Below are 26,377 nucleotides of genomic sequence, written 5' to 3'. Positions count from 1 at the left end.
TCGACAGCGAGAGCACCGCCCGGGGCCACCCCTTCGCCGTGATCAGGAGTGCCTGCCGGGTCGGCGAACTCCAGGGCCGCGAGTGGTGCGCCTGTCGTGGGTGGAGGACCGGGACGCGAGGTTCCTCGTCGACCGGATCCTCGGCCGGCATGCCCATGTGGCCGGCATCGGCGTCCCGCCGTCCCGAGGGCGGTCCCGCCGATCGGCGCGCTCGTCCGTTCACGCGCGGGGCGGGGGGTGGGACGGCGGGGGCGAAGTGCCACCGCACCGCAGGACCGCCGGGCGCCGGACGCCGAGCGCGGGGCCGGGCTTCGCGGCGCCGCCCGTCACGTTCCCGTGTTCGGCTCGCCCGAGGGTTGCCGCGCGCCGAGGCGGGCGCGGTAGGCGGCCACCGCGTTGCGATTGGCACACGCGGTGCTGCAGTAGCGACGCGAGCGGTTGCGGGTGAGGTCCAGGACGATGCCCTGGCAGCCCTGGTCCGCGCACACGGACAGGCGGGACAACTCGTCGACGCGCACGACGTCGGTCATGGCCATCGCGGCTTCCACGACGACGCGGGTGGCCAGGGGGGCGTCGGAGGACACGGCGTGCAGATGCCAGTCCTGGTCGTCGTGTCGGACGAGCTGTGGCAGGGCACGGGCGTCGGCGAGCATCGTGTTCACCAGGCTCGCGGCGCGCTCGCGGTCGGCGGTCAACAGATCGCGCAGCACGGGCCGCAACGCGCGAAGACTCGCGAGTTCGGCGGCATCGCCGTCCCGGCGCCCGGTGTAGCGATGCTCGGCGTACCACTCGTCCAACTCCCGGACGGTGGTGAGGGTGTCCGACCCCTCCGCACTGTTCGCCAGCGCCACCGCCGCCTGTAGGGCGGACTCGGTGTCATGACCAAAAATCATTTTGACATCTTACATCCCTACCTTTACCGTCATGGCCTATGACCCATGTTGCCAATGACGCGGCCGGTGACGCGCTGCGTGTACGCACCTCCTCCGGCGGCCTCGGCGGCGGCCTCTTCCTCGCCGTCGTCTCCGCGACGTCCTTCGGCATGTCCGGGTCGTTGGCGCGAGGGCTGCTCTCCTCCGGCTGGAGTCCGGGAGCGATCGTCCTGGCCCGGATCGGCATCGCCGCGCTCGTCGTCGCGCCGTTCGCCGCCGCGTCCCTGCGCGGCCGTTGGCATCGACTGCGCGCACAGGCCCGCACCGTGCTGGTGTACGGCGTACTGGGCCTGGCCGGCGCCCAGTTCTGCTTCTTCTCCGCGGTCACCACCATGGACGTCGCACCGGCGCTGCTCATCGAGTACACCGCTCCGGCGGCCGTCGTTGCGTGGTTGTGGGCGCGTCGGGGCCTGCGCCCGCGGCCCTATACCCTGGCCGGCGCCGGCATGGCGGCCGTGGGCCTGGTGCCGGCCGTCGACCTGATCTCCGGCGCCGACCTGGCCTGGTCGGGCGTGGCCTGGGCGCTCGCGGCGATGGTGGGCCTGACGGCGTACTTCCTCATCGCGGCGGACACCGACACCGGCCTGCCGCCGGTGGCCCTGACCGGTGCCGGTCTCATGATCGGCACGCTCACCCTCGCCGCCCTCGCGGCCGTCGGGCTGTTGCCGATGCACGCCACGGTCGAGCCGGCCTCCTACGCGACCGGTGCCGCGCCCTGGTGGTTGCCGGTGCTCCTGCTCGGCGTGGTCACCGCCGCCTTGGCCTACACGACGGGAACCGCGGCGAGCCGCCGACTCGGCGCACGCACGGCCTCGTTCGTCGCCTTGCTGGAAATCGTCGCCAGTGTGGGCTTCGCCTGGCTACTGATCGACGAGACACCAACCACCTCCCAGACGGCCGGCGGCCTCCTGATCATCGGCGGCGTAATCCTGGCTGAACTCGACGACCACCGACCCCGCCGCGAACGTCGCACAGGCGTCGATCGTGGCGATCATGTCGCCGGTGCCGTCCGGGACCCGGGCGCGCGAACGGGCGACGGACGTCGGGAGGGGCGACGCGCCGGAAGTGCGACCTTGGGGTAGGTCGGGAGCAGGGCCGAGCGGGGTCGCTATCGTTACTCCCCGTCCGCGCCGGTTCGAGTGCGCCCAGGGAAGGTCCGCCGTGTTCACGAGCGTCCTGATGGTCGAGCAACCGTTGTCCGTGACCGATGTCGACTTCGTCACCACCCTCCATGACGAGGAGATGTCGTTCGTCGTCCTGATGAACCCGCGGGGCTCGGAGGACCGACTGCTCCGTACCATCGACGATGTCGCCCTCGGCGAACTGGAAGAGGCGGTCCACGAAGGCGACGAGCCCGAGGGCGAGGAGGCCCGCCGACCCGCCGCTCTCGCGCTGGAGCACACACTCCGCCTGCTGCGCGAGGCCGGCTGCGAGGCCGTCGGCCAGATCGTCGAAGGCCACCCGCTGGACCTTCTGCGATCGGTCGTGGACGAGATCGGCGCCGACGAGGTGGTCGTATTGACCGCCCCGCACCTGGTCGAGGAGTTCTTCCACCGGGACTGGGCGAGCCGAGCCCGCCACAAGGTCGGCGTCCCGGTGCTCAAGCTCTACGCCCACAGCGAGGACGAGCAGGACGAGCACAACGAGTAGGAGTGGTCCCGGCCGGGACCGTCGGTACGAGCCGGCGACCCGTCGCCGCGCCGGCGCCGATCGGACGCGGCTGCCGAAGGCACCTGCGACGGACGGGCGTTCGACCCGTCCGTCGTGGCGCGTTCCGGACCGGGACCGTGTCCTACCCGGTCGCGGGACCGTTGACCCGACGTGGGGAGTTCGGGGCGAAACCGCATCGCGTCGCATCGCTTCACGCGGTGTACGGCATGTCGGGAGCCTGTTGTCGCCGTCGGTGAAGTCGACGTTTCGGTACGGATTCCGACCCCTACAGCCGCGGCGATCGATCGCCCGATCGAGGCTCGAACGGGGAGGGGCGGACATTGACCACGCGACGGAAGTTCCTCGGCGGCGTCACCACCACCGCCGCCGGTGCCATGACGTTCCTCGGCATCGGCGAGGCCGCGGGCGCGGCGGACGCGGGCCCGGCACCTGATCCCGCCCCGGACCCGGACCCGTTCGCGCAGCAGCTGCGGGCCCGCAACGCCGTCTTCGCGATCGACACCGACACCCGGACGCACTACGACGCGCTCCGAGCCGAACTGATCCGACACCTCAGCCCGGTCATCGTCGTCCAGAACGACTACCGGGGCGGCCGATACACCCTCATCCACAACGGAGCGCAGGAATCCCTGCACCCGGTGTCCGACATCTTCGAGTCGGCCAAGTCGATCGCCCATGCGCCCCTCGGCATCTACTCGATCATCGCGCCGTACCTGAGCCACCGGATCCCGGGCCCGCCCGGCTCGACGCGCCTCGACCGGCACGATGTGGACATGGTGGCCTTCAAAGGGCCCGGAACAACCGACTGGCTGGGTCCGCTTCAGTCGTTCGCCACCACCCTGAGCAACGCCCGCCGGCGGCTCGGCGACGCGCGCATGCCACAGGAACTCGAGGCGTCGAGCACGCGAATTCTCGACGCGTCGCTCGAATTCGTCGAGGCGTCCGTCGCGTCCGTCGCGTCCATGCGGCGGAGTTCCATCGACATCACGTCGTTCGAGAGCTACACGAGCGGGTTGACGGACGACATCGCCACCAACATCGAACATGCGGCGCGGGCTCAGATCGAAGGCGTGGAAGCCCTCATGACACGCTGGCGGGACAAGGTCGGCACGGTGGACTGGCCCGGGCTGTACATCGTCGTTCTGTCGATCTGGACGACGTCCGCCCTCAACCAGAACTCGATCATCGTCAAGCGTTTCCTGGACCCCGCCAAGGCCGACTCGCACCTGATCGACGTCCCGACGGCCGCACCACCCGCCGACCCCGTTTTCGTCGCCCTCGACAACCTGGCCCGAATCGTGCAGGACAACGTCGCGGCGGAGATGGTGTTCCCCCTCGACCGCGAACTGGCGGACGCGTTGAAGGGCCCCGAGGATTTGATGGCTCAGGCGATCCTGTCCCAACTCGCCTGCCCCTATCGAGGCAGGACCACGACAAAGCCGGCCGCAGACGCGGCCTCGTAGCGCCGCCCGCATCGCGGGCTCGGCGACCTCCGCGAGGGCGTACGGGGTACCAAAGCGCGCCTGCCGGATCGCCTCGCGTGTACGCGTGCACGCGAGGCGATCTCCTCCGCCGGCCGGCCGGCGCGGCGCGGCCCGGTCCCAATGGGCTATCACCTGGCGTTGACGAGGCGGCTGCCGCTCCAGTCCCTTCCTGCACTGACGGGCTTCGTCTGGGCCAAGCCGGCGGTGTGCGCGGCGTCGCTGACGTCGCCGGGTTCGACGTAGCCGTCCCGCCCCTCCTTCGGGGTGAGGATCCAGATCACGCCACCCTCGTCGAGCAGGCCGATCGCATCGATCAGTGCGTCCGTGAGGTCACCGTCCTCGCTGCGGAACCAGAGGAGTACGGCGTCGGCGACATCGTTGTAGTCCTCGTCGACAAGATCCTGACCGGTCAGCGACTCGATGCCCTCGCGGAGGTCCTGGTCGACGTCCTCGTCGTAGCCGACCTCCTGGACGATCTGACCGGGCACGAGATCCAGCCGCATCGCGGGGTTGGTGCGCTCTTCCGCCTGATTCGCCGTGGCGCTGCTCATCACTACCTGCCTCAGGTGTCGTGGACGCGCTCGCCGCGCCTCGATCGTAGCCAACCAGATACTCGGCGTGATGAGCGTGATTCACGTGGAGTGGACTCCCGAGTCGGGGCCGCCGAGGGAGCGGGGGCGGGGACGTTCGGCCGGCGGTGCGCCCGACCGGCGGGGGGCGCACACACTTGACGGGCCGTCAATAAACCGTCCGACGCGCTGCGCGCTGCCGGTGCACCGGCGCGCCTGGGACCACCCTCCGTGCGTGAACATCCTCACAACATCTCCTCGGACTGGCCGTCGGGCAAGGCCGTCGGCGCTCGGCACGCCGGGCATCATGCCGTCCGGCTCTCCTCCGACACGCCCGGGATTCGGCGGTCGTAATGGTCGCAATGCTCCGAATGACCCATGCATACAAGCCATTCCCCACCTCCGTCCGGCCGGGCTCCCGAATATCCACCCCCCACATCCGGCGCATCGAATTCGGTATCCATCGATCGATATAACGGACATATAACTCGATCCCGGGAATGGTCACCCGCGTGTAGTCGATGTGAAAGAAGAAGTGTCATGGCCTCCCGGAATGGGGAAGTCGACGCCACTACACTCGCAACGCCCCATCGACGAGAGAGCAGCGGAGAGTGACACGTGCAGCGGGCGGGTCGCGCCAACGGCGACGCGTCGGACGGAGACCGTGTCGCGTTCCTCGTGCACACGGTCGAGGCCGAAATCAACCCGCTGCGCGCGCCGTTGCCCGCCCGAATGCGCGACGAGGACCGTGGGAATGAATTTTGTACAGGACCCCGCACTCTGGTACGGGGTGGCCGGCACCTGCGCCGCGGCCGTTTACGTGGCCCGCAGCCGAACAACCGTCAGAAACCTGAGGGAGAGGAATCGCCTGCTGGCCGAGGACGTACGCATGCGCGACGACGAGATCGACAATGTCGTCCGGGTGCTGCTGCCGGCCCTGGTCGAGACCGGGGAACGACTCAAGGGATCGCTTCTCCTCCACGATGAGCTGCGCGCCACGCCGTACGCACAGAACATCGAGACGGTCGTGGAGATGTTCACCACCGCCGTCGAGGACGCCCGCGACCGGGCCGACCATTCGGCCAAGAACGCGTTGAAGGCCGCCATGCGCACCCTCCAGGCGCTGGCCGGCGAACAGCAGTTGGCGATCTCCGAAATGCAGAACAACTACGTCGACGCGCAACTGCTCCAGGATCTGCTGGCGATCGACCACATGAACTCGCAATTCGGCCGCCGCGCCCAGGTCATCGCCGCGCTCTGCGGCGGATGGACCGGACGCCAACGCGCGGCGGCGCCGCTGTACGACGTTATGCGCGGCGCGAAGGGCCGCATCCGCGACTACCTCCGCGTGGAGATCCGGATGCAATCCAACGTCGCCGTCATCGGCCGGGCGGTCGAGCCGGTCGCCCTGGCCGTCGCCGAACTGCTGGACAACGCCGCCAGTTACTCACCGCCGCACACCACCGTCGAGATCAACTTCCAGACCGTGCCCAACGGGGTGTGCGTCATGGTCGACGACGCGGGCGTGGGCATGCACGAGGAGGCGCGGCAAAGCGCGGCCCGCTACCTCGGCGCCACCGAGCCGGTCGGCATCACCCGCCTGGGCCACCCGCCCCAGTTCGGCTTCCCCGTCATCGGCATGCTCGCCGCCCAGTACGGCTTCACCGTCTCGGTGGACACCCGATCGCCCTACGGCGGCATGCGCGCGGTGCTGATGCTCCCCTCCGAACTGCTCACCACCGCAGTGGACACCGAGCCCGCCCCGGTCCCCGCACAACGCCGCGTCGCCCGCGTTCCCCGCGCCGCGGCCGGCGAGGTGCGGCCCGCCGCGCCCGCGACCACCACTCCCGTCGCCGACGAAGGAACCGCCGCCCTGGACGGAGAACTGCCGCAGCGCCGCCGCCGGGCCCCGCTGCCGGTCGACCGCACGCACCAACCCGCGCCGACGGACGCATCCGACCGATCGGATGCGGAGACGGCGGGGCTGATGGGCGCGTTCCTGCGCGGAACCCGCTCCGGCCGCGTTCCCGATACAGACGACAAAGGGCAAGAAAACCGATGAACAACGACCTGGCCTGGATTCTCAACGACGCCCTCAAGGTCCCGGAGGCGCGGCACGCCATCCTGTTGTCCGCGGACGGAATATTGCGCGCGCATTCCGACGGGATATCCCGGGACGAAGCCGACCGTCAGGCCGCGGCGCTGTCCGGGCTGCAATCGATCAGCCGGAGCACGGCGGAGTTCATCGGCGATTCCGAGACCCCGTGGCGTCAGACGCTCGTCGAGTTCGGCGACGGATTCATCTTCCTGGTGGCGGCCGGTCCCGGCGCCTATCTGGCTGTATCGGCCACGCAGAACGTGGACATGGAGATCATCACGTTCCGTATGCAACAGCTGGTACGCCAACTCGGAAAGGAAATGACCAGCCCGCCCCGACGGAATGCGGACCATTCGGTATGACCAACGATCCCACGGCGAAATCCGACGCCCCCGACTTAGTACGCCCCTACGTCATCACCCGCGGCCGCGGCCACCCGACCCGCGAGGGTCTGGATCTGGTCAGTCTGGTGATCGCGTTGCCCGGCGACGAGTCCCCGCACATCCTCGACCCCGAGAGCACGCGCCTGCTCGCCCTGTGTCGCGGCGGGATCCTCTCGGTCGCCGAGGTCGCCGCGCACCTGAAACTGCCCATCGGCGTGGTCAAGGTGCTGCTGTCCGACCTCATGGACACCGGCCTGGTGGCCACCCGCCGACCCATCCCCACCGCCGAGCTTCCCAAGACCCAACTGCTACAGGAGGTGCTGGATGGACTCGCCCGTCTCTAGCGGCGCCACCACCGACGTCTACCTGGCCGACTCCGTCAAGGTCGCGGCGAAGATCCTGGTGGTCGGGCACTTCGCCGTCGGCAAGACCACCTTCGTCGGCACCATGTCGGAAATTCGCCCCCTCAGTACCGAGGAGACGATGACGCAGGCCGGCGCACACGTCGACGACCTGACGGGCGCGGGCCGCAAGACCACCACCACGGTCGCCCTGGACTTCGGTCGACTCACCCTCAGCGACCGACTCGTGCTCTACCTCTTCGGCACGCCCGGGCAGCAGCGCTTCGCCCAGGTGTGGAAGGACATGACCCTGGGCGCACTCGGCGCCCTCGTCCTGATCGACCCCCAACGCTTCGACCAATCCTTCGACGTCATCGGCCTGTTGGAGGAGTACGACGTGCCGTACGCCGTCGCCATCAACCGGTTCGACGGCGCCGTCGAACATCCCCTGGAGAAGCTGCGCACCGCGCTCGACCTGCTGCCGGAGACGCCTCTGGTCACCTGCGACGCCCGCGACCGCGCCTCCTCGACCGAGGCCCTGATGGCCCTCGTCCGCTACCTCCAGCTCCGGGCATCCAAGGAACTCGCGTGAACACTGGCCCACTCGATCGTCCGGCACCCTCATCCGGCGATCACCCCACGCCGCCCCCGGGCTGCCCCGCACACCACGCCGGCGCAGCCGTCCCCCTGCACGACAAGGCGTTCTCCGCCGACCCCCGCGCCGTGTACGAACACCTACGCCGACAGGGCGTGGCCGGCCCGGTGGAACTGGCACCCGGGGTCGACGCGATGCTGGTCACCGACCACGCCGCCGCGCTGCGCGTGCTGCACTCCCCCGAGCTGTTCGCCAAGGACCCCCGACGCTGGCTCGCGCTGGCGGACGGCACGGTGCCCGCCGACAGCCCGGTCGTACCCATGATGATGTACCGGCCGAACTGCCTGTTCTCCGACGGCGCCGAGCACCTGCGGCTGCGCCAGGCCGTCACCGACAGCCTCGACCGGATCGACCCGTACCAGCTGCGTCGTTTCGTCGAGCGCAGCTCGGACTACCTGGTCGACCAGTGGGCGCAGACCGGCAGCGTCGACCTGCTGAACTCCTACGCCAAGACCCTGCCGCTTTTGGTGTTCAGCGAACTCTTCGGCAGCCCGCCCGAGTTGGGCGACCGCCTGGTCGCCGGCATCGCCGGCATCTTCGACGCGGTCGGGGACGCGGAGGCGGCCAACGCAATGCTGACCGGTGCCCTGGTCGAACTCGTCGCGCTCAAACGCGAACAACCCGGCTCCGACGTCACCTCGTGGCTGATGGCCCACCCCAACAGGCTCAACGACGAGGAGATGATCCATCAACTCGTCATGCTCATGAGCGCCGGCACCGAACCGCAACGCAACCTCATCGCCAACGGGTTGCGGTTGATCCTCTCCGACGAGCGGTTCTCGGTCAGCCTGTTCGGCGGTGGGGCGTCCGTCGAGGACGCGCTCGACGAAGTGTTGTGGACCGATCCGCCGATGGCCAACTACGCCGTGCACTATCCGGTGCGGGACGTCGACCTGGCGGGCGTCACGCTCCGCCGGGGCACCCCGGTGGTGATCAGCTTCGCCGCCACCAACAGCGACCCCGCCCTGTTCGCGAACGGCCGCAGACCGAGCAACCGCTCTCACCTGGCCTGGAGCGCGGGACCGCACGCCTGCCCGGCCAAGGACTCCGCCTGGCTGATCGCCACCGCCGCGATCGAAAAGCTGCTCAACCGGCTGCCCGACCTCGAACTCGCGGTGCCGGTCGCGGAGTTGGACTGGCGGCCCGGCCCCTTCAACCGGGCGCTCACCGCGCTGCCGGCCCGCTTCACGCCGAGCCTGCCGCGCACCGCGCCCCGGCCCGCGGATCAGGCGCCCGCACGCTCGGCCACCCCACCCGAGCGCCCGGATCCCGGCGCGCGCAAGGGCGGGGTGTGGAGCTCCTTCCTGAACTGGTGGCGAGGCCAATAGCCGAACCCTGACCGCCGCGCCAGGCGGGCCGCGACCACCACCGGTGCCGGCGCGGACCGCCCAGATGAGGCGGGCCGCGGCCCACCGAGGCCGGTGGCCCCGGCCCGGGGGAGTCGCTCTCTCCCGGGCCGGGCGTCGGCGCCCCCGAGCGGAGCGGGGATGACGCATGCCCCTAACACCCCGCGCGACGAACGCGGGGCAGCCGCGAACCAACCGCAGACACCCTTCACCGTCGGCCGCCCGCATCCGGGGCGGCCGGTCGATCAACGCTGTGCCGAGTCGTCAGCCGACCTCTTGTCGAGTCAGAAGGAGCCCGTCGTGCAGTCTCCAGCGCCCACCACCGTCATCGACAGCCGAAGTGTCGTCGCCCTGTTGTCCCGGCTGCGTTCCGTCGCCGGTCAGGCGGACCCCCTGCCGCTGTACGCGAGTCTACGGGAGATGGGCGACGTGGTGCCCGCGCCCTGGGGTGGGTTCCTGGTGACCGGCCACCACGCGTGCGACGAGGTCCTGCGCAGCCCTGATTGGCTCGCCCTGGACCGGGCGTGGCGCGCCCGACAGACCGACGGCTCGCGCTGGTCGACACCGTCGTCCCGCGAACTCGAACAGACCCTGGTGGCGCTCAATCCGCCGGAGCACACCCGGATCCGCAGGTCCGTGAACAACATCTTCGACCGCGGCACCCTCGAAGCGCTGCGCCCGACGGTGCAGCGGGTGGCGGACACACTGCTCGACACCCTGATCGAGCACGCCGGTGACGCGCACGCGGACTTCGCCGAACTCGTCGGCGAACAACTGCCGGTGGCCACCGTCGGGCACTGGCTGGGCCTGCCGCCCGAGGACTTCGACCTGCTCCGCGCACTCACCCACGCGCAGGCGTACGCCCAGGAGCTGCTCCCCACCAAACGGCAACTCCTGGCGGCGGACGACGCCATCCGGGGGTTGCGCGAGTACTTCACGGCCCTGGTCGCGCGGCGTCGGGCCGACCCCGGCGACGACGTGATCTCCGGGTGGCTGCGCGCGTGGGACGCGTTGGAGCCGGATCGGGAACTGGCCGACGAGAACGTCTACTCGCTCGCCATGTTCGTGGTCATCGCGTCCCTGGAGACCACCTCCACGCTGCTGTCCACGATGATCTGGACCTTCGACCGGCACCCGGCGCAGCGCGCGTGGCTGCGCGCGCACCCGGCGGCCCTGGCCAATGCCGTCGAGGAGGTCTTCCGCTACGACCCGCCGATCCACGTGACCACCCGATACGCGGGTAGGGACCTGCTCCTGGGCGGCATACCCATCACCCGCGGCGAGGTCGTGCACACGATGTTGGGCGCGGCCAATCACGACCCGACCCTGACGCCCGACGCGCACGCCTTCGATGTCACGCGTCGGGCCCGGCACATCTCCTTCGGCGGCGGCATCCACTACTGCATCGGGGCGGGCCTGGCCCGTCTGGAGGCCGGTGTGCTGCTGGAGGCGGTCCTGCGTCGCCTGCCCGCGCTGCGGGTGGTGGCACCGCCCACCTGGGAGCCTCGACTGGCCTTTCGCCGGATCACCCGGATGCCGGTGAGCGTGCGCTGAGCGTGCGCAAAGCGGGGTCCGGTCGCATCACACCGATGCGACCGGACCCCGCCGGCGTCAGCGCGCGATCCCGGCGCCCAGGAACGCGGACAGGAAGTGCCCGTCGAGCATGGAGAGATCACCGAGCCGGTCGCTCCGGCTGTAGGCGTTCATCAGCGTCTTGGACGCGTGCAGTGCCGCGACGGGCCTGCGTACGACGGGTTTGACCCAGCGGCTCACCGCCGCGTCGAGTTCGTCGGCCGGCACGACCTGGTGCAGGATCGACAGCCGGTGTGCGGTGTGGGCGTCGAACGCGTCCGCGGTCAACACGAGTTCGCGGATGCGGGCGGCGCCGACCTCGCCGATCAGTCGGGCCATCGCGCCGCCCCACGCGGTCGGCAGTCCCAGGGCCAACTCCGGCATCCGGAACCGTGTCTCGATGTCGCCCACCCGCAGGTCGCAAAAGACCGCCAGGGCCAGCCCCGCCCCGACCACCCGGCCGTGGACGCGCGCGATGGTGACCGGATCGGCCGCCGCCAACCCTTCGCATACCGACCGCGCCTTGTCGCCGATCCGGCGCACGGCCGGTCCGCCGGGATCCTCGGCCGCCAGGCGTAGGAACTCGCCGCGATCACCGCCGAGGCAGAAGGAATCTCCCTCCCCGGACAGGACGAGCACCCGCACGTCGGTTCGCGTACGCAGATGGGAGAGCACCGCCAAGAGGTCGTCCAACATCTGCTCGTCGAGCGCGTTGCCTGTCTCCGGGCGGGCCAGCCGCACGTGTAGAACCGCCTCTTCGAGGCTGGTGCGCACCGTCTTCAGATCCAGCGAGTCCACGAGGGTGATCCCTTTCGGTCGCGAGGGGAAACGCCGCCGCACCAGGCGGAAGCCTCCGTCGATCACCAGATCGTCGCATTGGTGATCACGCCTTGAGGAGCCGAATCCACGCCATTCGAGGGCTCGACCAGGGCATCCAAGCCACACCTCGACCGTCCGGCCGACGCGCGCCGGTGTGGACATCGAGCCGGGTGAGCGGATCACCCGGCCGCCGGCCGTCGGCTGCGAGCCGACGGCCGGCGGATCACATCCGGGTATCGGACTGTTGGATTCGACTACCGCAGGACGCCGCGCACGGCCTCGGGGTCGGTGGGTGAAAGGGGCGTGGCCGTACCGGCGGACTTGGCCGTCGGGTCCGGCGGCGGGCTCACGTAGACGGGCTCGGGGTCGGGCCCGGGGGCGCACGTCTTGGCGATGCGGCCGCCGCCCTTGGGGAGGCTGCCGTCGCGAAGGTACGCGGTGAACGTGTCGTCCAGGCAGGCGTTGCCGTGGAACAGGATCTCGTGGAAGCTGCCGCCGGTCTGCACGACCAACTTGGAACCGGGCAAGGCGTCACGCATGGCCAGGCCACCCTCGTACGGGGTGGCGGCGTCCTCGGTGGCCTGGAAGAGCAGGACGGGCGGCAGACCCTTGCCGGTGATCTTCAGGCGTCCGGCCGGATTGCCCTGTCCGGGCCAGAACATGCAGGCCGCGTTGTACCACATGTTGTTGTAGGTGTAGAAGGGCGCGGTGGCGTTGACCCTGGCCTGGTCCTTCTTCCAGAACTCCCAGTCGCGCGGCCACGCGTTCTCGTTGCACTGCGCCGCGTTGTACGCCGGGAAGGCGCCGTCGTCCGTGCCCGGCGCCGCGTAGCGGTTGTAGGCGATGTTCAGCGGCCGGGTGTCGTGACGGGTGACGTAGGCCGAGAGCACGGTGGCCATCCGGGGCCAGCGCAGGAAGTTGTAGCCGCCGCCGTAGAAGGTGTCCTCGAATTCCGCCGGGCCGATCCTGCCGGGGGCCGGGGCGGCGTCCACCGGGTCGGTCCGCAGGGCGGCCTCCACCTGGTCGTACGCCTTCCTCACCGCGGCGGCGTCCGTGCCCAGGTGGTAGACCGAGTCGGCCTTGGCCGTCCAGTCGGCGAACGCGTCGAAGCGGCGCTGGTGTTCCTGGTCCTGCAGGATGTTGTGGTCGTACCAGGGGATGGTCGGGCCGACGATGCTGTCCAGCACCATGCGCCGGACACGCGAGGGGAAGAGTTGGCCGTAGGTGGAGCCCAGCGAGGTGCCCCAGGAGCCGCCGTAGAAGTTGATCTTCGACGCGCCGAGCGCCCGCCGGATGCTGTCCATGTCGCGCGCGTTGTCGACGGTGGTCATGTGCGGCATCAGCCAGGACCAGTCGGCCGCGCAGTCGGCGGCGTACCCGGCCGCCTTCGTCAGCCACGCCTTCGAAGTGCCCTGGCTGATCTGGTAGTCGGGCCGCTCGCCGTGGAAGTATTCGGCGTCGCAGACGACATGGGGCTCGCTGCCGTTGGTGCCGCGCGGGTCGAAGCCGATCCAGTCGTAGGTCGAGGCGACGTCCTGGGGGATCTGCCCGGAGATGAACGCGGGCATCCAGAGCCCGGAACTCCCGGGGCCGCCGGGGTTGAGCAGAATCGGACCCTGTTGCCTGTTCCTGGGCGCGGTGGCGGGAAGCCGGTTCACCTTGATCTTGATCCTGGGGCCGTGCGGGGTCGCGTAGTCCACCGGCACGTCGAGCATCGCGCACTGCAGCGCGGGCGTGGTGGCGTCGTTACAGGAGCTCCAGACGAGTTTTCCCTGCCCGGTGTCCTCGACGCCGGTGGAGTCGGGTGCGGCGCCGACGGAGACTCCGCCGAGGGCCACGAGCGCCACGGCTGCGGAGAACAGGGCTATGACTTTTCTCATGCACGAATGATGTGACATGTGAAATTGCATAACCACCGAGATGACTGGACGTTACCAAGCTGTGACCGACGCGAAGTCGGCCAACCGCCGGGCGCAGCCGGGTCGGGCACGCGTAGAACCGGCGGGGCGGGCCGGTCGGGCGCGAGTGGTCCGCATGCTCGCGCATCGGTCCGCACCCGGGTCGCGATCTTCCCCACCGCAAGACTTTGCACTACTGTCATCTGGCAGTTGTGCCACTTCTCTGGGTCGATGCACGACCGCCGGATCCGCCGTCCGGCTCATCCACCACGAGGACTGATCCGCCATGCCCCGGACACTGCGCCACCACGACGGCACCCGCTTTCGCGACCTCAACCACAACGGGACCATGGAGCCCTACGAGGACCCCCGGCTCCCGATCGACGAACGCGTCACCGACCTGGTGGGCCGGATGACCCTGGAGGAGAAGGCCGGACTGATGTGCTGCGGCCGGATGATCCCCGGCGGCGGCGCCCGCGTACCCTCCGGCGCCGAACTGATCACCGAACGCGGCATCAACACCTTCGGCCTGACCGCCATGCCCTCACCGGTCGAGATGGCCCGGTGGAACAACCACGTTCAGGACCTGGCCGCCGCCACCCGGCTCGGCATCCCGGTCACCCTCGCCTCCGACCCCCGACACGGCTTCACCGAGAACCCGGCCACCGCGTTCACCGGCGGCGCCTTCAGCCGCGGCCCCGAACCGATCGGTCTCGCCGCCACCGACGACCCCGCACTCGTCGAGGCGTACGCCGCGGCCATGGCCGCCGAACTGCGCGCCGTCGGCGTCCGCGTCGCGATCCATCCGATGGCCGACCTGGCCACCGAACCCCGCAAACCGCGCACCAGCGGCACCTTCGGCGAGGACGCCGACCGCGCCGCACGCATCCTGGCCGCCTATATCCGGGGCATGCAGGGCGAGCGCCTGGGCACGGACAGCGTCGCCTGCATGACCAAGCACTTCCCCGGCGGCGGCCCCCAAGAGGGCGGCGAGGACCCGCACTTCGCCTACGGCACCCGCACCGTCTACCCCGGTGGGAACCTCGAATACCACCTGCGGCCCTTCGAGGCCGCTTTCGAGGTCGGCACCGCCCAGGTCATGACGTGCTACTCGATCCCCGTGGGCACCGCGCTCGCCGAGGTCGGCTCCTCGTTCAACCGCGACGTCCTCACCGGCCTGCTGCGCGACCGCTACGGCTTCGACGGCGTGGTGTGCAGCGACTTCAACGTGCTCACCGGCATGGAGATCCCCGGCGTCGTGACCCTGCCGCCACGCAACTGGGGCGTCGAACACCTCTCCCTCGCCGAGCAGGCGGCGATGATGGTGCACGCCGGCGTCGACCAGTTCGGCGGCGAGACCCGGGCCGACCTGATCGTCGACGCGGTACGCTCCGGCGCCGTCGAGGAGACCCGCATCGACGCGTCGGCACGACGCATCCTGCGCGACAAGTTCCGACTCGGCCTGTTCGACGACCCGTACGTCGACCCCGAGGTCGCCGAACAGGTCGTGGGGCACCCCACGCGCACCGGACTCGGCCGTCGCGTACAACAGCGCTCCCTGGTCCGCCTGACCGGAGAACCCTTCGCGGCGACCCCGCCGCGGTGCCGACTGTACGTGGAGAACATCGACCCCGAAGTCGCCGCCCGCTACGGCACGGTGGTCGAACGACCCGAGGACGCGGACCTTGCCGTGATCCGGATCGACGCCCCCTACGAACCCCGCGAAGGTCTCCTGGAACGCCACTTCCACGCCGGATCCCTCGACTTCCCCGCCGGCGAGGTCGAGCGACTGCGCAAGCTGTGCGCGACCGTACCCACGGCCGTCGACGTCTTCCTCGACCGTGCCGCGATCCTCACCGAACTCGCCGGCTGCGCCGCCACCCTCCTGGCCGACTTCGGCGCCGACGACGACCTGGTCCTGGACGCCGTCTTCGGCAACAACCCCACCCCCGGAACCCTGCCCTTCGACCTGCCCTCGTCCATGCGGGCCGTCGAGGACTCCCGCGAGGACGTGCCTTTCGACACCCGCGAACCGCTGTTTCGCTGCGGCCACCCACACGCGCCCCGGTAACGGAACCGTCGCGGGTGTGCCGGGCGCGGCCGCCTCGGTGTCCCCGGGCGTCGGCTTCCGGGTGGGGTGCGAACACCCACTCCGGGGGTCAGGAGGACGTTCGGGAGGCGTGGCGGAGAGGGTCGCGGGTCTCGGCCGCGGCGGGGGCGGCACGTGGGATCGCCGCCGCGGTGATCGCCGCGACGAGTGCCGCCGCGGCGGCGAGCGCGAAGACGAGGCGGTAGGCGTCGAGTGAGGCGTACGTGGCACCCCCCGCACCGGTCGGCAGCGTCGATGTCACGGTCGTCAACACGACGGTGACCACCGTGCTGCACAGTGCCTGGCCGATCGTGCGCATGAGCACGTTCAAGCCCGTCGCCGCCGCCGTCTGTTCCGCCGGCACGGCTTGGATCACCAGAGTCGGCAGCGCCGAATACACCAGCCCGGTCCCCACCGAACACAGCGTCGCCCCGGCCGCGATCGTCCACATCTGCTCACTGGTGAACACCCGCACCACGTACGCCCCCGCGATCACCGACGCCCCCGCCACAAGCGTCGAGCGCGCGCCGCGCGCGGCGGACAACCGTGCCGACACCGGCGACATCACCACCATCGTCAGCCCGCCGGGCAGCAGGCACAGGCTCGCCACCAACGCGGAGGCGCCCAGGCCGTATCCGGTCTCCTCGGGCGCCTGCACCAGTTGCACGGTCGCGAGCCAGTTGGCATAGAAGGCGAACCCGGTCACCAGGGCCGCCAGGTGCGGCAGCAGGACCGTGCGGCGGGCCGCCAGTCGCAGATCCACGAGGGGTTCGCGCACCCGCAACTGATGCCGACCCCAGATCACCGACACGAGCGCGCCGGCCGCGCCGACCGCCGGCACCACCGGGCTCGTCCACCCCCAGTCCCCGCCCTTGGACACCGCGAGCAGCACGCCCACCAGGCCGGTGGTGAGCAGCAGGGCACCCACGACGTCGAAACGACCCGGGGTACGCGTCGACGACCGCGGCACCACCCACCACGAGAGCACGACGCCGAACACACCCAGGCCGGTCGTCACCCGGAACAACACGTGCCAATCGGCGTGCTGCACCACGACCGACGCCAGCGGCAGCCCGGCCGCGGCCCCGATCCCCACCGTCGAACTCATCAGCGCGACCGCCGAGCCGACCCGGTGCGGCGGCAGCTCGTCCCGCAGGATGCCGGTGGCCAGCGGCACGACCGCGGCGGCCGTACCCTGCAAGGCGCGCGCGGCGATCAGGACGCCGATGTCGGACGTCATCGCGCACAGGGCCGATCCCACCGTCATCACCGCGAGCGCGCCGACGAGGATGCGACGCCTGCCGTACATGTCGCCGGCGCGCCCCAGCACCGGGTTGAGCACCGCACCGGACAACAGCGTCGCGGTCAGCATCCAGCTCACCGTTCCCGGCGACGACCCGGTATCGCCGGGCAGCGCGGGCAGCAGCGGCACGATCACCGTCTGCATGAGTGCCATGAGGGTGCCGCCGAAGGCCAGGGTCGGCACGATCAGACGGGAACGAAGACTGGACGAAGGTACGGCGGTTGCCACGAGACGGCTCCCGGATCCAGGGGCCGCCAACCGAACTGACGACCCGTCAGATCAGTTGTGTCACGATCTTCCGCAGAACGCCGGCACACGTGACGGACGTCGCACGCCCACGGTCCCGGCCCACGGTCCTGCGCCGTCACCGGCGGTCCGTCGCCCCGCGGCCCGGGACGCGGGTCACAGGCCGACGGCTCCGTCGATGCGTTCGCGCAGCAGGTCGGCGTGGCCGTTGTGGCGCGCGTACTCCTCGACCATGTGGATCAGCACCCAGCGCAGCGACACCGTTCCGCGCCACGCGTCCTCGCCCGCCACGTCGAGGTCGGGCGCCTCGATCGTGAAGCGCTCGGCGAAGGCGACCTCCGCGCGCCAGGCGTCCCATGCCTGCTCGACGGTCTCGGCGTCGGGCACCGCTCCGTCGAAGTCGCCGTCGGGGTCGGCGGGGGAGGAGAAGCGGGCCGGTGCGTCCTGTCCGGCCAGAACCTGCCGGAACCAGCGGCGCTCCACGTCGGCGAGGTGGCGCACGATACCGAGCAGCGAGAGTGTGGAGGGTTCCACGGATCGCCGGGCCAGCTCCGGGCCCAGCCCGGAGCACTTGAGTTCCAGCGTCGTGCGCTGGGCGGCCAGGACGTCGGCCAGGACGGCTCGCTCGTCCCCCGTGGTCGGGCCGTCGAAGCGGCGGTTGCCGGCGACGCCGACGAACAGGTCGCCCCTTCTGGTCGGATCGGTCGTGTCCGTCATGGTCGGTCCTCACGATCTGCCCGGTACGGGCTTGGGGATTGTCGGCGGGGTGTTCGGGCCGGCACCCGGGGTCTGTTCGCATCACATCGGGACGCGGGCCGTGGCCGTACCGGGGCCGCTGCGGGATCAGACCTTGACGGCGTGCAGAATCCGCGTCCCGCGCGGGCCCGTCGTGTCGTCGCGCTCCGGCGCGCGGCGCGCGGCGCGCCAGGGTCAGGGTCAGGGTCGGGTGCCGCGGACCCAGGCGGCCAGTTCGGCGAGGTGAACGTTCTCGCGGGCGGCGTGCAACTCCGCGCCGAGCGCGGCGCGGTAGGTGGCCGTCGCCTGCTCGTAGCGCAGGTGTCCGGCCGTACTGACGGTGGCTCGCACCCCTCGGCCGTCCTCCCCGCCGACGGAGGTTCGTTCGGCCATGCCCTGGGCCTCCAGTCGCCCGACGAGTCGGGTGACCGAACTGACCTTCAGGCCGATGCGCTCCGCCAACTCCCCCATGCGCAGGCTTCCCCCGCTGTCCTCCCGGCTCAGTGCGCACAGCGCGCGATACTCCGAGAGCTGCAACCCATGGGCCAATCGCAGAGCCTTGTCCAACCGCTGTTCGATCCGCCCCAACAGACGCACCGCCATGCACCAGCGGTCGTCCTCGTCATCACCGGCGGGCTCCGCCTCGGGCTCGCCGGTCGGTGTGAAGTCCGACATGACCTCAACCTACACACTGCTTGTACAAGCAAGCAATCTCTCGTGTGCGCGTGTTTAGGCCATTCGGGTTGTCACCGGTGAAAGCCCTCATCTTCGGCCATCGGGGATCGGATCGTGAAGCAGGGCGACCGGAGGGTCGTCCCGGGGCGGGAAGGAGTACGGATGTCTCCTGGAACGGTTGTGTTCGCGATATCCGAGGCGGCCGACGGCGCGGGAGTCGAGGCCGAACAACTGCGCCGAATCCGCACGGCACTGGAGGCCGACGGCTTCGACGTGCGGTGGGTGACCCGGGCACGCGACGCGGCGGGCGTGTTGCGGTCCGACCCGCGCGTGGTGGCGGCCGTGGTCGATTGGGAACTCGAAGCCGAGGACCGCGATTCGGACGCGGCCGCCGTGTTGCGCGGGGTGGGCGAGCGCTTTCGGGACCTGCCCGTGTTTCTGGTTCTCAGCCATCACGATCCGGCGGATCTGCCATTGTTCGTCGCGGAGACCGTGGTCGGCTACGTGTGGTTGTCGGAGGACACCCCCGGCTTCATCGCGGGCCGGATCGCCCACGCGGCACGCACCTATCTGGACGCTCTGCTGCCGCCGTTCTTCGCGGCGTTGCGCCGGTTCGACGACTCGTTCGAGTACTCGTGGCACACGCCGGCCCATGCGGGCGGGGTGGCGTTCCTGAAGTCCCCGGTCGGCAGCATGTTCCACGAGTACTTCGGGGAGCAGCTCTTTCGCAGCGATCTGTCGGTGTCGGTGGCCGAGTTGGGTTCGTTGTTCGAGCACACCGGGCCGATCGGCGCGGCGGAGCGCAACGCTGCGCGGGTGTTCGGCGCGGATCGCACCTACTTCATGCTCGGCGGCGACTCGACCGCCGACCGCCTCGTGGGGCACGCCTCGATCGGGCTCGACGAGATCGCGTTGATCGACCGCAACTGCCACAAGTCGGTCCTGCACGGCCTGGTGATGTCCGGGGCCCGGCCGGTGTATCTGGTACCCACCCGCAACGGATACGGACTCGCCGGCCCGGTCCCGGCGAGTGCCCTGGCCCCGGAGGCACTGCGGGCGCGGATCGCGGAGCACCCGCTGACGGCGGACGCGGTCTCGCCCGTGCCCGTGTACTCCGTGCTGACCAACTCGACGTACGACGGCCTGTGTTACGACGCGGTGCGCGCGGCGGGCACGCTCGGGGAGAGCGTCGCGCGCGTGCACTTCGACGAGGCGTGGTTCGCGTACGCGCGCTTTCACCCGCTGTACGCGCATCGCTTCGCGATGGCGGTGGGGCCGGACACGCTGCCCGGGCCGGAGCGGCCGACGGTGTTCTCGACCCAGTCCACGCACAAGCTGCTGGCCGCGCTCTCGCTGAGCGCGATGGTGCATGTGCGGGACACGCCTCGGGCGCCGGTGGCACACGACCGGTTCAACGAGGCGTACATGATGCACGGTTCGACCTCGCCGCTCTACCCGATGATCGCCTCGCTCGACGTGGCCACCGCGATGATGGACGGGCCGCAGGGTCGCTGTCTGATCGACGAGGCGGTGACCGAGGCGGTGCGCTTTCGCCGGGCGATGGTGCACCTGGGCCGCAGGATCGCCGCCGCCGGCGACCGCCCCGCATGGTTCTTCGGGGTGTGGCAGCCCGAGGAGGTGGTCGACCCGACCACCGGCGAGACGGTGCCGTTCGCGGACGCCCCACCGGATCTGCTGCGCACCGACCCCTCCTGCTGGCAACTCGCCCCCGGCGCCGCGTGGCACGGCTTCCCGGACCTGGACCAGGGCTGGTGCCTGCTGGATCCGGTGAAGGTGACCATCACCTGCCCGGGCACCACGGCCCGCGGCACGATGACCGACTGGGGTATCCCCGCTCGAATCCTGACCGCGTACCTGGAGACCCGGCGGGTCATGGTCGAGAAGACCGACGCCTACAGCACGCTGATCCTGTTCTCCCTGGGCATCACCAAGGGCAAATGGGGCACGCTGCTCGACGCGCTCACCGACTTCAAGGCTCGGTACGACGAAGGCGCGCCTCTGGCAGAGGCGTTGCCCGAGATCGTGGCCGCGCATCCGCATCGCTACCGGGACCTGACGCTGCGCGACCTGTGCACGTCGATGCACGAACACCTGCGGGACGTAGACCTGGTCGGGCTCCTCGACGATGCCTTCCGCACCCTGCCCCGCGCGGCCACCGCGCCACAGGTGTCCTTCCGCCGGCTCATGCGGGGCGACACCGAACGCGTCCCGCTCAGCGCCGCCGCCGACCGCGTCGCCGCGGCGATGGTGTGCGTCACCCCGCCAGGGATCCCGGTCCTGATGCCGGGCGAGGAAATCGGCGCGGCCGACGGCCCGTTGCTGCGCTATCTGAGCGCGCTGGAAGCCTTCGACCGACGCTTCCCCGCCTTCGGCAGCGAGACCCACGGCGTGACCATCGACGAAAACGGCACCTACCTGATCGAGGTCGCGGGCCGCACCCGAGGCTCGCCCGGCTGAACACACCCCGACCGGCGACGGAGTCGACGTCGGGTGCGACGTCGACTCCGAACGCCCGGTCCGACCGGTGACCGTCAGTGGCCGAGTGCCTGCTGCAGTTGCTTCTTGTTCATCGACGAACGGCCCTTGATGCCGCGACGTTTGGCGTCGGCATAGAGCTGGTCGTAGGTGGGCCCCTGCGCGCCGCTGTGCGAGCGCTGGCCTCCGCGTCGGGAGGAGGACATGTCCTGGAGCGAGGTGCGGCTCGCGGTCTGGGCCTCACCGGACCGGGCGCGCTCCTTGTTCACCGTGCGGGCCGCGATCTCCTCGGCACGCTTGGTGTTTTCGCCGCGCTTCTTCGCGCTCTCCTTGATGTGCTCGTACTGGCGTTCCCGCTTGGGACTCGATCCCCTCGGCATGGTCGCTCACCTCGTTTTTCGCGCGATCCGACGCTCGAACACCGAGCCGCTACCCGATGCCTGCGCAGACATGCGGGACGGGCGGGGAAGGCCCGGACCGACACCGAGCGGTGAACCGCGCTGCGTCGGCCCGCCTCCGAGACCCGCACGGCGTAGGCGCAGGAGCGCTGCTCAACCTCCGGAATCCATGCGATCGTGCCGTCCGAACTCCCGCTCACCCGCGTCGGCCGAAACCGCGTTCGCGTCCGCCCCGCTCGACAGCTCCTGTTCGGGCAGGTCGAGGGCGTCGGCGACGGCCCGGCCACGATCGGCCGGATGTCGAACCTCGGTTCCGGGCACGACCCGGTAGATGTTGCGCCGTCCGCTGCGCTGACGGGTCAGATACCCGCCGTCCTCCAAGTCCACCAGGATGGCCTGAACCGCGCGCTCGGTCAGTAGACACGCCGCGGCGATGTCACGCACCCGCACTTCCGGATCACGGGCGATCACCGAGAGCACACGGGCGTGATTGGTGAAGAACGTCCATGACGGCCGGGACTGCTCCGCATCGCTCATGCCGACCATCATAGGCTCGATCATTCCGGCAACTCGACACACGAATTGCAGTTCATGAATTTCTTGACGTATGTTCGGCGACAACCGATGCTGGAGACCACGAAGGCCAGAGCGACTCGACCATGAGACATCCGATGCCGCCGCCGAACGATCGAGGTCCCCGCCCGATACGCGAGGGAGGGAAGCCCGTCATGGCCCCACGACGCCCCGCCACCCGCCACCCGTCCCACCCCCCGGGTCGCCCCAGGACCCGCCGAACCGACCGCCCCGAAACCGCGCCGAAGCACCTGCGCATTCGGGTGAGCGTCGCCGGCGACCGGGTCCTGCTGCGGATCGGCGGTGAACTCGACATCGACACCGGACCACACCTGCGCCGCGCCCTCGACATCGCGCTGGACACCGGGGCGCACCGGGTGGATGTGGACATGCGCACCCTCACGTTCTGCGACAGTACGGGTCTTCACGCCCTGCTGTACGCGCGGGCCAGAGCCCAGGAAACCGGGACGCGCTTCGGTCTCGCGCCCGGCGACAGACTCGGCCGCCTGCTCGAAGTCACCGACACCGCACACCTGTTCATCCCGCTCGCCTTCCCGTGACCACGCCGCGGGACCGGCGGCGCAGCGATCTCTCAGGTCGCGTGCCGGTCCGGACTCGCCTCCCCCGCCTGCGACTCCGGTTCGCGCGGGCGAAGGACCAACGGCAGGACGAGCCACCAGCCGAGGAACCACGCCGCGGCCGACGCGGTGAGCACCGCCGCGGTCACGGTGCCGGTGGCCACCCGCAACAGCAGCAACAACGAGCAGCCGATCGTGCACGCCAACAGGCCCACCCCTGCCGTGACGAGGTGGTTCGCCACGCGGACCACGCCCATGCCCGGGCGGCGCCGCGGCGCAACTCCCCTCGGTGCCACCGGATGTGGGCGCGACGGGGAGGAGTCCCGGTACCCGCGTACCGGTCTGCGCCGGACACGACCGGTTTCTTCTCCTCCTGCGGTAGGCCCACTCGGCCGTCGGAGTGACGCTCCCCGTCAGACCGCAGGGCGACGCGCACCGGAGGCGATCCCTGTGACCATGGGATCAGCCACCCCACCGGGATACCCGGTGAACCACCCGACCCGCGTCCGGTCCGTACCGGACGTGTGCGATCGTCGCGAACCACCGGTTCTCCAGGTTCGCGACGACGACCCGTGCCGGTTCGGCCGACCCTCCCCCCGTGGGGCCGGCCGGACCGGCGCGGCGCTTTTCGACGCGGCACGAACGGGCCCGATCGACGTCGTGGGCAACACGCCACACGTCTCGTCACCCCGATCGGCCGACCGCTGCCCGGTCATCGACGAAGACACGCCCGCCACGAGGTGATCGCCCGGCCTGCGCCCAGGAGCGCGAAGGCGGCCCGGACGGGCGTCGGCGACACACCGGATCGGGTGGTCTTCAAGTTCGTCGGCAACGAGTCCGCCAGGACCAACCTGCTGCCGGGCGGGCAGCTCGACGTCGCGCGGGTCGTCGGTTCCGATCGCGCCCGCCTGACCGCGGCCGGCCTCGGGTTCGAGACCCGGCGGGACCCTCGGCCGGCTGTTGTTCAACGAGGCCCCGAACCGCGTCACCGCCGATGCCCGGGTGCGCTGGGCCCTGGTCGCCGCGCTCGACCTCAAGCAGCTCGGCGCGGTGGCCACCGGCGGCAAGGGTGTGGCCGCGACCCGACTCGGCACCACGATGACACCGCCCTGCCCCACCGACTCGATCACCGCCAACCTCCCGCCGCACGACGTGACCCGGGCCGCCGAGGCGCTGCGGGCGGCGGGATGGAAGAGGTCTCGGTGCCCACGCCCGATCAGAACCTCCCGTTCTTCTCCGGGCCCAAGCCGCCCGAGGGCCTCATCTTCAGTGCCGTCGACAACCCCGAGTACCAGCGCCTCGCGGGCCTGGCGATGACCAAGCCGGACACCGCCGGTTGCGCGGAATGGACCGCTGCCGAAGCGGAGTTGATCAAACGCCTTCGAGGTCGACGGCGGCGGCATCCTGCCGACCACGCTGCGCGGGCGATGACCTCGCGCGCGTGGGCGCAGCGGCCGTCGTCACCGGCGGCCCGCCCATCGCCCGTCCTCGGGGACGGCGGCGATGTCTCCGGGGTCGGCGAGATCGAACCCGGCGGACGAGAGATCAGATCGAGGCGAGCGCAACCTCGGTCGACTTGAGCAGGGCCGTCACCGAGGAACCCGACGCCAGGCCGAGGTCGTGCGCGGCTTCGGCGGTGACGACGGCCGTCAACTCGCCGTCATCGGTGGCGACTTTGACCCCGGCCATCGCGCCGCCGAGGGCGACCTCGGTCACCATGCCGGGGATTCGGTTGCGGATGCTCAAGCCGCCGACGGCGCCGGTGGCGAGCGATACCTCGGTGGCCTTGACCAGGACCAGCACCGCGCTGCCCTCGGCCAGGCCGAGGTCCGTGACCGCGTCGACGGTGATCGCGGCCGTGAGTTCGCGGCCGGAGTCGAGCCGGACCTTGACGGTGGCCATCACCTCGCCGGTGGTCACCGAGGTCGCGGTGCCGTTGAACCGGTTACGGATGCTGAGCGACATACGGACACACCTGGATCCCTCATCGCCGGAAGCCGACCTTCCGGACGCGCCGCCGCCACCCTAAACGCATGTGGCCCCGGGTCGACGCAGACACGAGGGCGGTTCCCGGATGCCACTCCAAGGGCTTTCGTCCCGCGCATCCGCCGTACACATGCCGTACGGATCGGCTGCGCCGTCGCCATGTTCGCGGCCGACCCCTGTTCCCGCCTGCGGCACACCCGAGATCCGGGTGAGCCCCGGAGTACTGTTTCGTTGCGGTCCGGTGCGGCGAACTCGCCGCGACTCCCACCGCGGCCGGACACCGACGAGGAGGACACATGTCGAAGCCGCCGCTGCCCGAAGAGGCGATCGCGATGTTGCGGCAGCCCAATCCCGCAGTCGTGACCACGCTTCGGGCCGACGGGCAGCCCGTTTCGACGGCGACCTGGTACCTGTGGGACGAGGGACGCATCCTGCTCAACATGGACGAGGGACGCAAGCGGCTCGACCACATCCGCAACGATCCCCGCGTCTCCCTCACCGTGCTCGAAACCGGGAACTGGTACACGCACCTCAGCATCGTCGGCCACATCGACGAGATCCGCGACGACAAGGACATGGTCGACATCGACCGGCTGGCCCGTCACTACACCGACCAGGAATACCCGCAGCGGAACCGGGGCCGAGTCAGCGCCTGGATCCGGATCGACCGCTGGCACGGCTGGGGCACGCTCAAGGACAACGACCAGGCGGGCGGCAGCCGGACCGTGGCGGACGCGGAGTAACCGACCCGGCCTCGGGCGACCGGGTCGACGAACAACGCCACGAGCGCGTCACGGTCAGGGCGAACGCGGGCGCGGCGCGGGTGATGTCCCGATACCCCGCCGCCCCGCCCACCCTCGCCGACCATGACGCGCTGGTCCGTGTCCACACGCCCCCACGTCGTCGTACGGACAGTGCAGGCCCGGACGCATCCCTGCCGAGCCCCGAGCCGGGTGTGCACCTGCCCGCCACCCGGCTTACTTGTGTGACCGATCAATTTCGTTCCCAAATACCCCGCTCATACGCTTCGACCCGTCGGTGACGGCTCGTCGGGCCGCCATCTCCCGATGGTTCGGAGATCCATGACTTTGCCACAGTCGTTGTCTGCGCCTTGGTCGCGTGCCCAGCCCCTGTACTGCCCGGCGGTGCCCGCACAGGACTTCGCCGAGCGGTACGCGGCGCCGACGGCACGGCCCGGTGTGATGGCGGTGCGGCCGGCCGGCGGGCTGCCCGCGTGGGCGGTCACGCCGAAGCCGTGGTGGAGGAACTGCTGCGCCTGGCCGCACCGTTCCACCACAGCGCCTGGCGCATGGCACCGCCCGCCCCGGCTCACACCGGCCGGCGACCCGGCCGAACCGTCCTGGCACCGGGGCGGTCTGCGGCACCCGCACAGCCTGCCCGTGCACACCACCGGCCCGGCCGGGCCGGGAGACGCCCGGTGAGGTCCGACGGGAAGCCGCACGTCACCGTTTCCTCCGGGTGTCCTCCCCGGTGAGACCCCGGGCACGGGCGCCCGACCGCCCGAGGATC

The 26,377-nt window shown here is 70.5% G+C and carries 26 protein-coding genes; 15 read left to right on the top strand and 11 right to left on the bottom strand.

Annotated elements, in window-relative coordinates; all coding sequences use genetic code 11:
• Window positions 1-326: 326 nt before the first annotated feature.
• Complete coding sequence (locus A3IC_RS0118435; RefSeq protein WP_026218418.1) at window positions 327-893, bottom strand: CGNR zinc finger domain-containing protein; 567 nt, start codon at window positions 891-893, stop codon at window positions 327-329.
• A gap of 38 nt (window positions 894-931) precedes the next feature.
• Here A3IC_RS0118435 and A3IC_RS0118430 point away from each other — a divergent pair, with 38 nt between their 5' ends.
• The 3 genes from A3IC_RS0118430 to A3IC_RS0118420 all read left to right on the top strand — a co-directional run bounded on the left by A3IC_RS0118430 (window position 932) and on the right by A3IC_RS0118420 (window position 4,066).
• Window positions 932-2,014, top strand: a complete 1,083-nt coding sequence (locus A3IC_RS0118430; RefSeq protein ID WP_020551524.1) for an EamA family transporter — start codon at window positions 932-934, stop codon at window positions 2,012-2,014.
• Window positions 2,015-2,093: 79 nt separating this feature from the next.
• Window positions 2,094-2,582: a hypothetical protein gene (locus tag A3IC_RS0118425; RefSeq protein ID WP_020551523.1), complete on the top strand. Its 489-nt coding sequence runs from the start codon at window positions 2,094-2,096 to the stop codon at window positions 2,580-2,582.
• Between the two features lie 341 nt (window positions 2,583-2,923).
• A complete protein-coding gene (locus tag A3IC_RS0118420; RefSeq protein ID WP_020551522.1) occupies window positions 2,924-4,066 on the top strand; it encodes a hypothetical protein in 1,143 nt (380 codons plus the stop codon).
• A 149-nt stretch (window positions 4,067-4,215) separates the two neighbouring features.
• On the opposite strand, the gene A3IC_RS0118415 is transcribed toward A3IC_RS0118420, so the two are convergent.
• On the bottom strand, window positions 4,216-4,638 hold the full coding sequence (locus A3IC_RS0118415; protein WP_020551521.1) for a DUF3052 domain-containing protein: 423 nt from the start codon (window positions 4,636-4,638) through the stop codon (window positions 4,216-4,218).
• 772 nt (window positions 4,639-5,410) lie between these two features.
• On the opposite strand from A3IC_RS0118415, the gene A3IC_RS55180 reads away from it, so the two are divergent.
• From A3IC_RS55180 to A3IC_RS0118385, 6 genes are all read left to right on the top strand, one after another.
• Entirely contained in the window at window positions 5,411-6,718 is a 1,308-nt protein-coding gene (locus A3IC_RS55180) for an ATP-binding protein (protein ID WP_245599346.1), read from the top strand.
• On the top strand, window positions 6,715-7,116 hold the full coding sequence (locus tag A3IC_RS0118405) for a roadblock/LC7 domain-containing protein (protein WP_020551519.1): 402 nt from the start codon (window positions 6,715-6,717) through the stop codon (window positions 7,114-7,116). Before A3IC_RS55180 ends, A3IC_RS0118405 begins: the two co-directional genes overlap by 4 nt.
• Window positions 7,113-7,481: a DUF742 domain-containing protein gene (locus A3IC_RS0118400; protein WP_020551518.1), complete on the top strand. Its 369-nt coding sequence runs from the start codon at window positions 7,113-7,115 to the stop codon at window positions 7,479-7,481. Before A3IC_RS0118405 ends, A3IC_RS0118400 begins: the two co-directional genes overlap by 4 nt.
• Window positions 7,462-8,070 carry a GTP-binding protein gene (locus A3IC_RS0118395; protein ID WP_020551517.1) on the top strand — a complete coding sequence of 203 codons (609 nt, stop codon included), beginning with the start codon at window positions 7,462-7,464 and terminating at the stop codon, window positions 8,068-8,070. The genes A3IC_RS0118400 and A3IC_RS0118395 overlap by 20 nt, the downstream gene beginning before the upstream one ends.
• 158 nt (window positions 8,071-8,228) lie before the next feature.
• On the top strand, window positions 8,229-9,461 hold the full coding sequence (locus A3IC_RS0118390) for a cytochrome P450 (protein WP_020551516.1): 1,233 nt from the start codon (window positions 8,229-8,231) through the stop codon (window positions 9,459-9,461).
• Window positions 9,462-9,755: 294 nt separating this feature from the next.
• Window positions 9,756-11,033 carry a cytochrome P450 gene (locus A3IC_RS0118385; protein ID WP_020551515.1) on the top strand — a complete coding sequence of 426 codons (1,278 nt, stop codon included), beginning with the start codon at window positions 9,756-9,758 and terminating at the stop codon, window positions 11,031-11,033.
• Window positions 11,034-11,090: 57 nt separating this feature from the next.
• On the opposite strand, the gene A3IC_RS0118380 is transcribed toward A3IC_RS0118385, so the two are convergent.
• A complete protein-coding gene (locus A3IC_RS0118380) occupies window positions 11,091-11,858 on the bottom strand; it encodes an enoyl-CoA hydratase/isomerase family protein (protein WP_026218413.1) in 768 nt (255 codons plus the stop codon).
• Window positions 11,859-12,124: 266 nt separating this feature from the next.
• A complete protein-coding gene (locus tag A3IC_RS55175; RefSeq protein ID WP_040876783.1) occupies window positions 12,125-13,750 on the bottom strand; it encodes an alpha/beta hydrolase in 1,626 nt (541 codons plus the stop codon).
• Between the two features lie 304 nt (window positions 13,751-14,054).
• Between A3IC_RS55175 and A3IC_RS0118370 the strand changes: the two genes are divergently transcribed.
• On the top strand, window positions 14,055-15,839 hold the full coding sequence (locus A3IC_RS0118370; RefSeq protein ID WP_020551512.1) for a glycoside hydrolase family 3 protein: 1,785 nt from the start codon (window positions 14,055-14,057) through the stop codon (window positions 15,837-15,839).
• Between the two features lie 88 nt (window positions 15,840-15,927).
• Here the strand turns inward: A3IC_RS0118370 and A3IC_RS0118365 are convergent, their stop codons facing one another.
• The 3 genes from A3IC_RS0118365 to A3IC_RS0118355 all read right to left on the bottom strand — a co-directional run bounded on the left by A3IC_RS0118365 (window position 15,928) and on the right by A3IC_RS0118355 (window position 18,816).
• Window positions 15,928-17,343, bottom strand: coding sequence for an MFS transporter (locus tag A3IC_RS0118365; protein ID WP_020551511.1), 1,416 nt, complete (start codon window positions 17,341-17,343; stop codon window positions 15,928-15,930).
• 219 nt (window positions 17,344-17,562) lie between these two features.
• Window positions 17,563-18,123: a DinB family protein gene (locus tag A3IC_RS0118360; protein ID WP_020551510.1), complete on the bottom strand. Its 561-nt coding sequence runs from the start codon at window positions 18,121-18,123 to the stop codon at window positions 17,563-17,565.
• Between the two features lie 219 nt (window positions 18,124-18,342).
• Window positions 18,343-18,816 carry a MarR family winged helix-turn-helix transcriptional regulator gene (locus tag A3IC_RS0118355; protein ID WP_020551509.1) on the bottom strand — a complete coding sequence of 158 codons (474 nt, stop codon included), beginning with the start codon at window positions 18,814-18,816 and terminating at the stop codon, window positions 18,343-18,345.
• 162 nt (window positions 18,817-18,978) lie between these two features.
• Between A3IC_RS0118355 and A3IC_RS55170 the strand changes: the two genes are divergently transcribed.
• Window positions 18,979-21,294 (top strand): Orn/Lys/Arg family decarboxylase, encoded by a 2,316-nt coding sequence (locus A3IC_RS55170; protein WP_052173585.1) that lies wholly within the window; start codon window positions 18,979-18,981, stop codon window positions 21,292-21,294.
• 74 nt (window positions 21,295-21,368) lie between these two features.
• Here the strand turns inward: A3IC_RS55170 and A3IC_RS0118345 are convergent, their stop codons facing one another.
• Both A3IC_RS0118345 and A3IC_RS55165 read right to left on the bottom strand, forming a co-directional pair.
• Window positions 21,369-21,692, bottom strand: coding sequence for a plasmid stabilization protein (locus A3IC_RS0118345; protein ID WP_020551507.1), 324 nt, complete (start codon window positions 21,690-21,692; stop codon window positions 21,369-21,371).
• 171 nt (window positions 21,693-21,863) lie between these two features.
• Window positions 21,864-22,247: a helix-turn-helix transcriptional regulator gene (locus tag A3IC_RS55165; RefSeq protein WP_079026532.1), complete on the bottom strand. Its 384-nt coding sequence runs from the start codon at window positions 22,245-22,247 to the stop codon at window positions 21,864-21,866.
• Window positions 22,248-22,438: 191 nt separating this feature from the next.
• On the opposite strand from A3IC_RS55165, the gene A3IC_RS55160 reads away from it, so the two are divergent.
• The gene (locus A3IC_RS55160) at window positions 22,439-22,843 is read left to right on the top strand and encodes an STAS domain-containing protein (protein ID WP_086018450.1); all 405 of its coding nucleotides are present in this window, start codon (window positions 22,439-22,441) and stop codon (window positions 22,841-22,843) included.
• Window positions 22,844-22,875: 32 nt separating this feature from the next.
• Here A3IC_RS55160 and A3IC_RS66765 read toward each other — a convergent pair whose 3' ends face one another.
• Window positions 22,876-23,157, bottom strand: a complete 282-nt coding sequence (locus A3IC_RS66765) for a DUF6328 family protein (protein WP_281174493.1) — start codon at window positions 23,155-23,157, stop codon at window positions 22,876-22,878.
• 664 nt (window positions 23,158-23,821) lie between these two features.
• Here A3IC_RS66765 and A3IC_RS71110 point away from each other — a divergent pair.
• Complete coding sequence (locus A3IC_RS71110) at window positions 23,822-24,178, top strand: hypothetical protein (protein WP_245599344.1); 357 nt, start codon at window positions 23,822-23,824, stop codon at window positions 24,176-24,178.
• Between the two features lie 228 nt (window positions 24,179-24,406).
• Here A3IC_RS71110 and A3IC_RS0118320 read toward each other — a convergent pair whose 3' ends face one another.
• Window positions 24,407-24,826 (bottom strand): TOBE domain-containing protein, encoded by a 420-nt coding sequence (locus A3IC_RS0118320; protein WP_020551501.1) that lies wholly within the window; start codon window positions 24,824-24,826, stop codon window positions 24,407-24,409.
• A 317-nt stretch (window positions 24,827-25,143) separates the two neighbouring features.
• Here A3IC_RS0118320 and A3IC_RS0118315 point away from each other — a divergent pair, with 317 nt between their 5' ends.
• Entirely contained in the window at window positions 25,144-25,590 is a 447-nt protein-coding gene (locus A3IC_RS0118315; RefSeq protein ID WP_020551500.1) for a PPOX class F420-dependent oxidoreductase, read from the top strand.
• A gap of 402 nt (window positions 25,591-25,992) precedes the next feature.
• Window positions 25,993-26,289 carry a hypothetical protein gene (locus A3IC_RS68735; protein WP_158695997.1) on the top strand — a complete coding sequence of 99 codons (297 nt, stop codon included), beginning with the start codon at window positions 25,993-25,995 and terminating at the stop codon, window positions 26,287-26,289.
• The last annotated feature ends 88 nt before the right edge of the window (window positions 26,290-26,377 follow it).

The sequence above is a fragment of the Embleya scabrispora DSM 41855 genome, from assembly GCF_000372745.1.
GTDB lineage: Bacteria > Actinomycetota > Actinomycetes > Streptomycetales > Streptomycetaceae > Embleya > Embleya scabrispora.
This window is presented reverse-complemented; position numbering and strand designations above follow the sequence as displayed.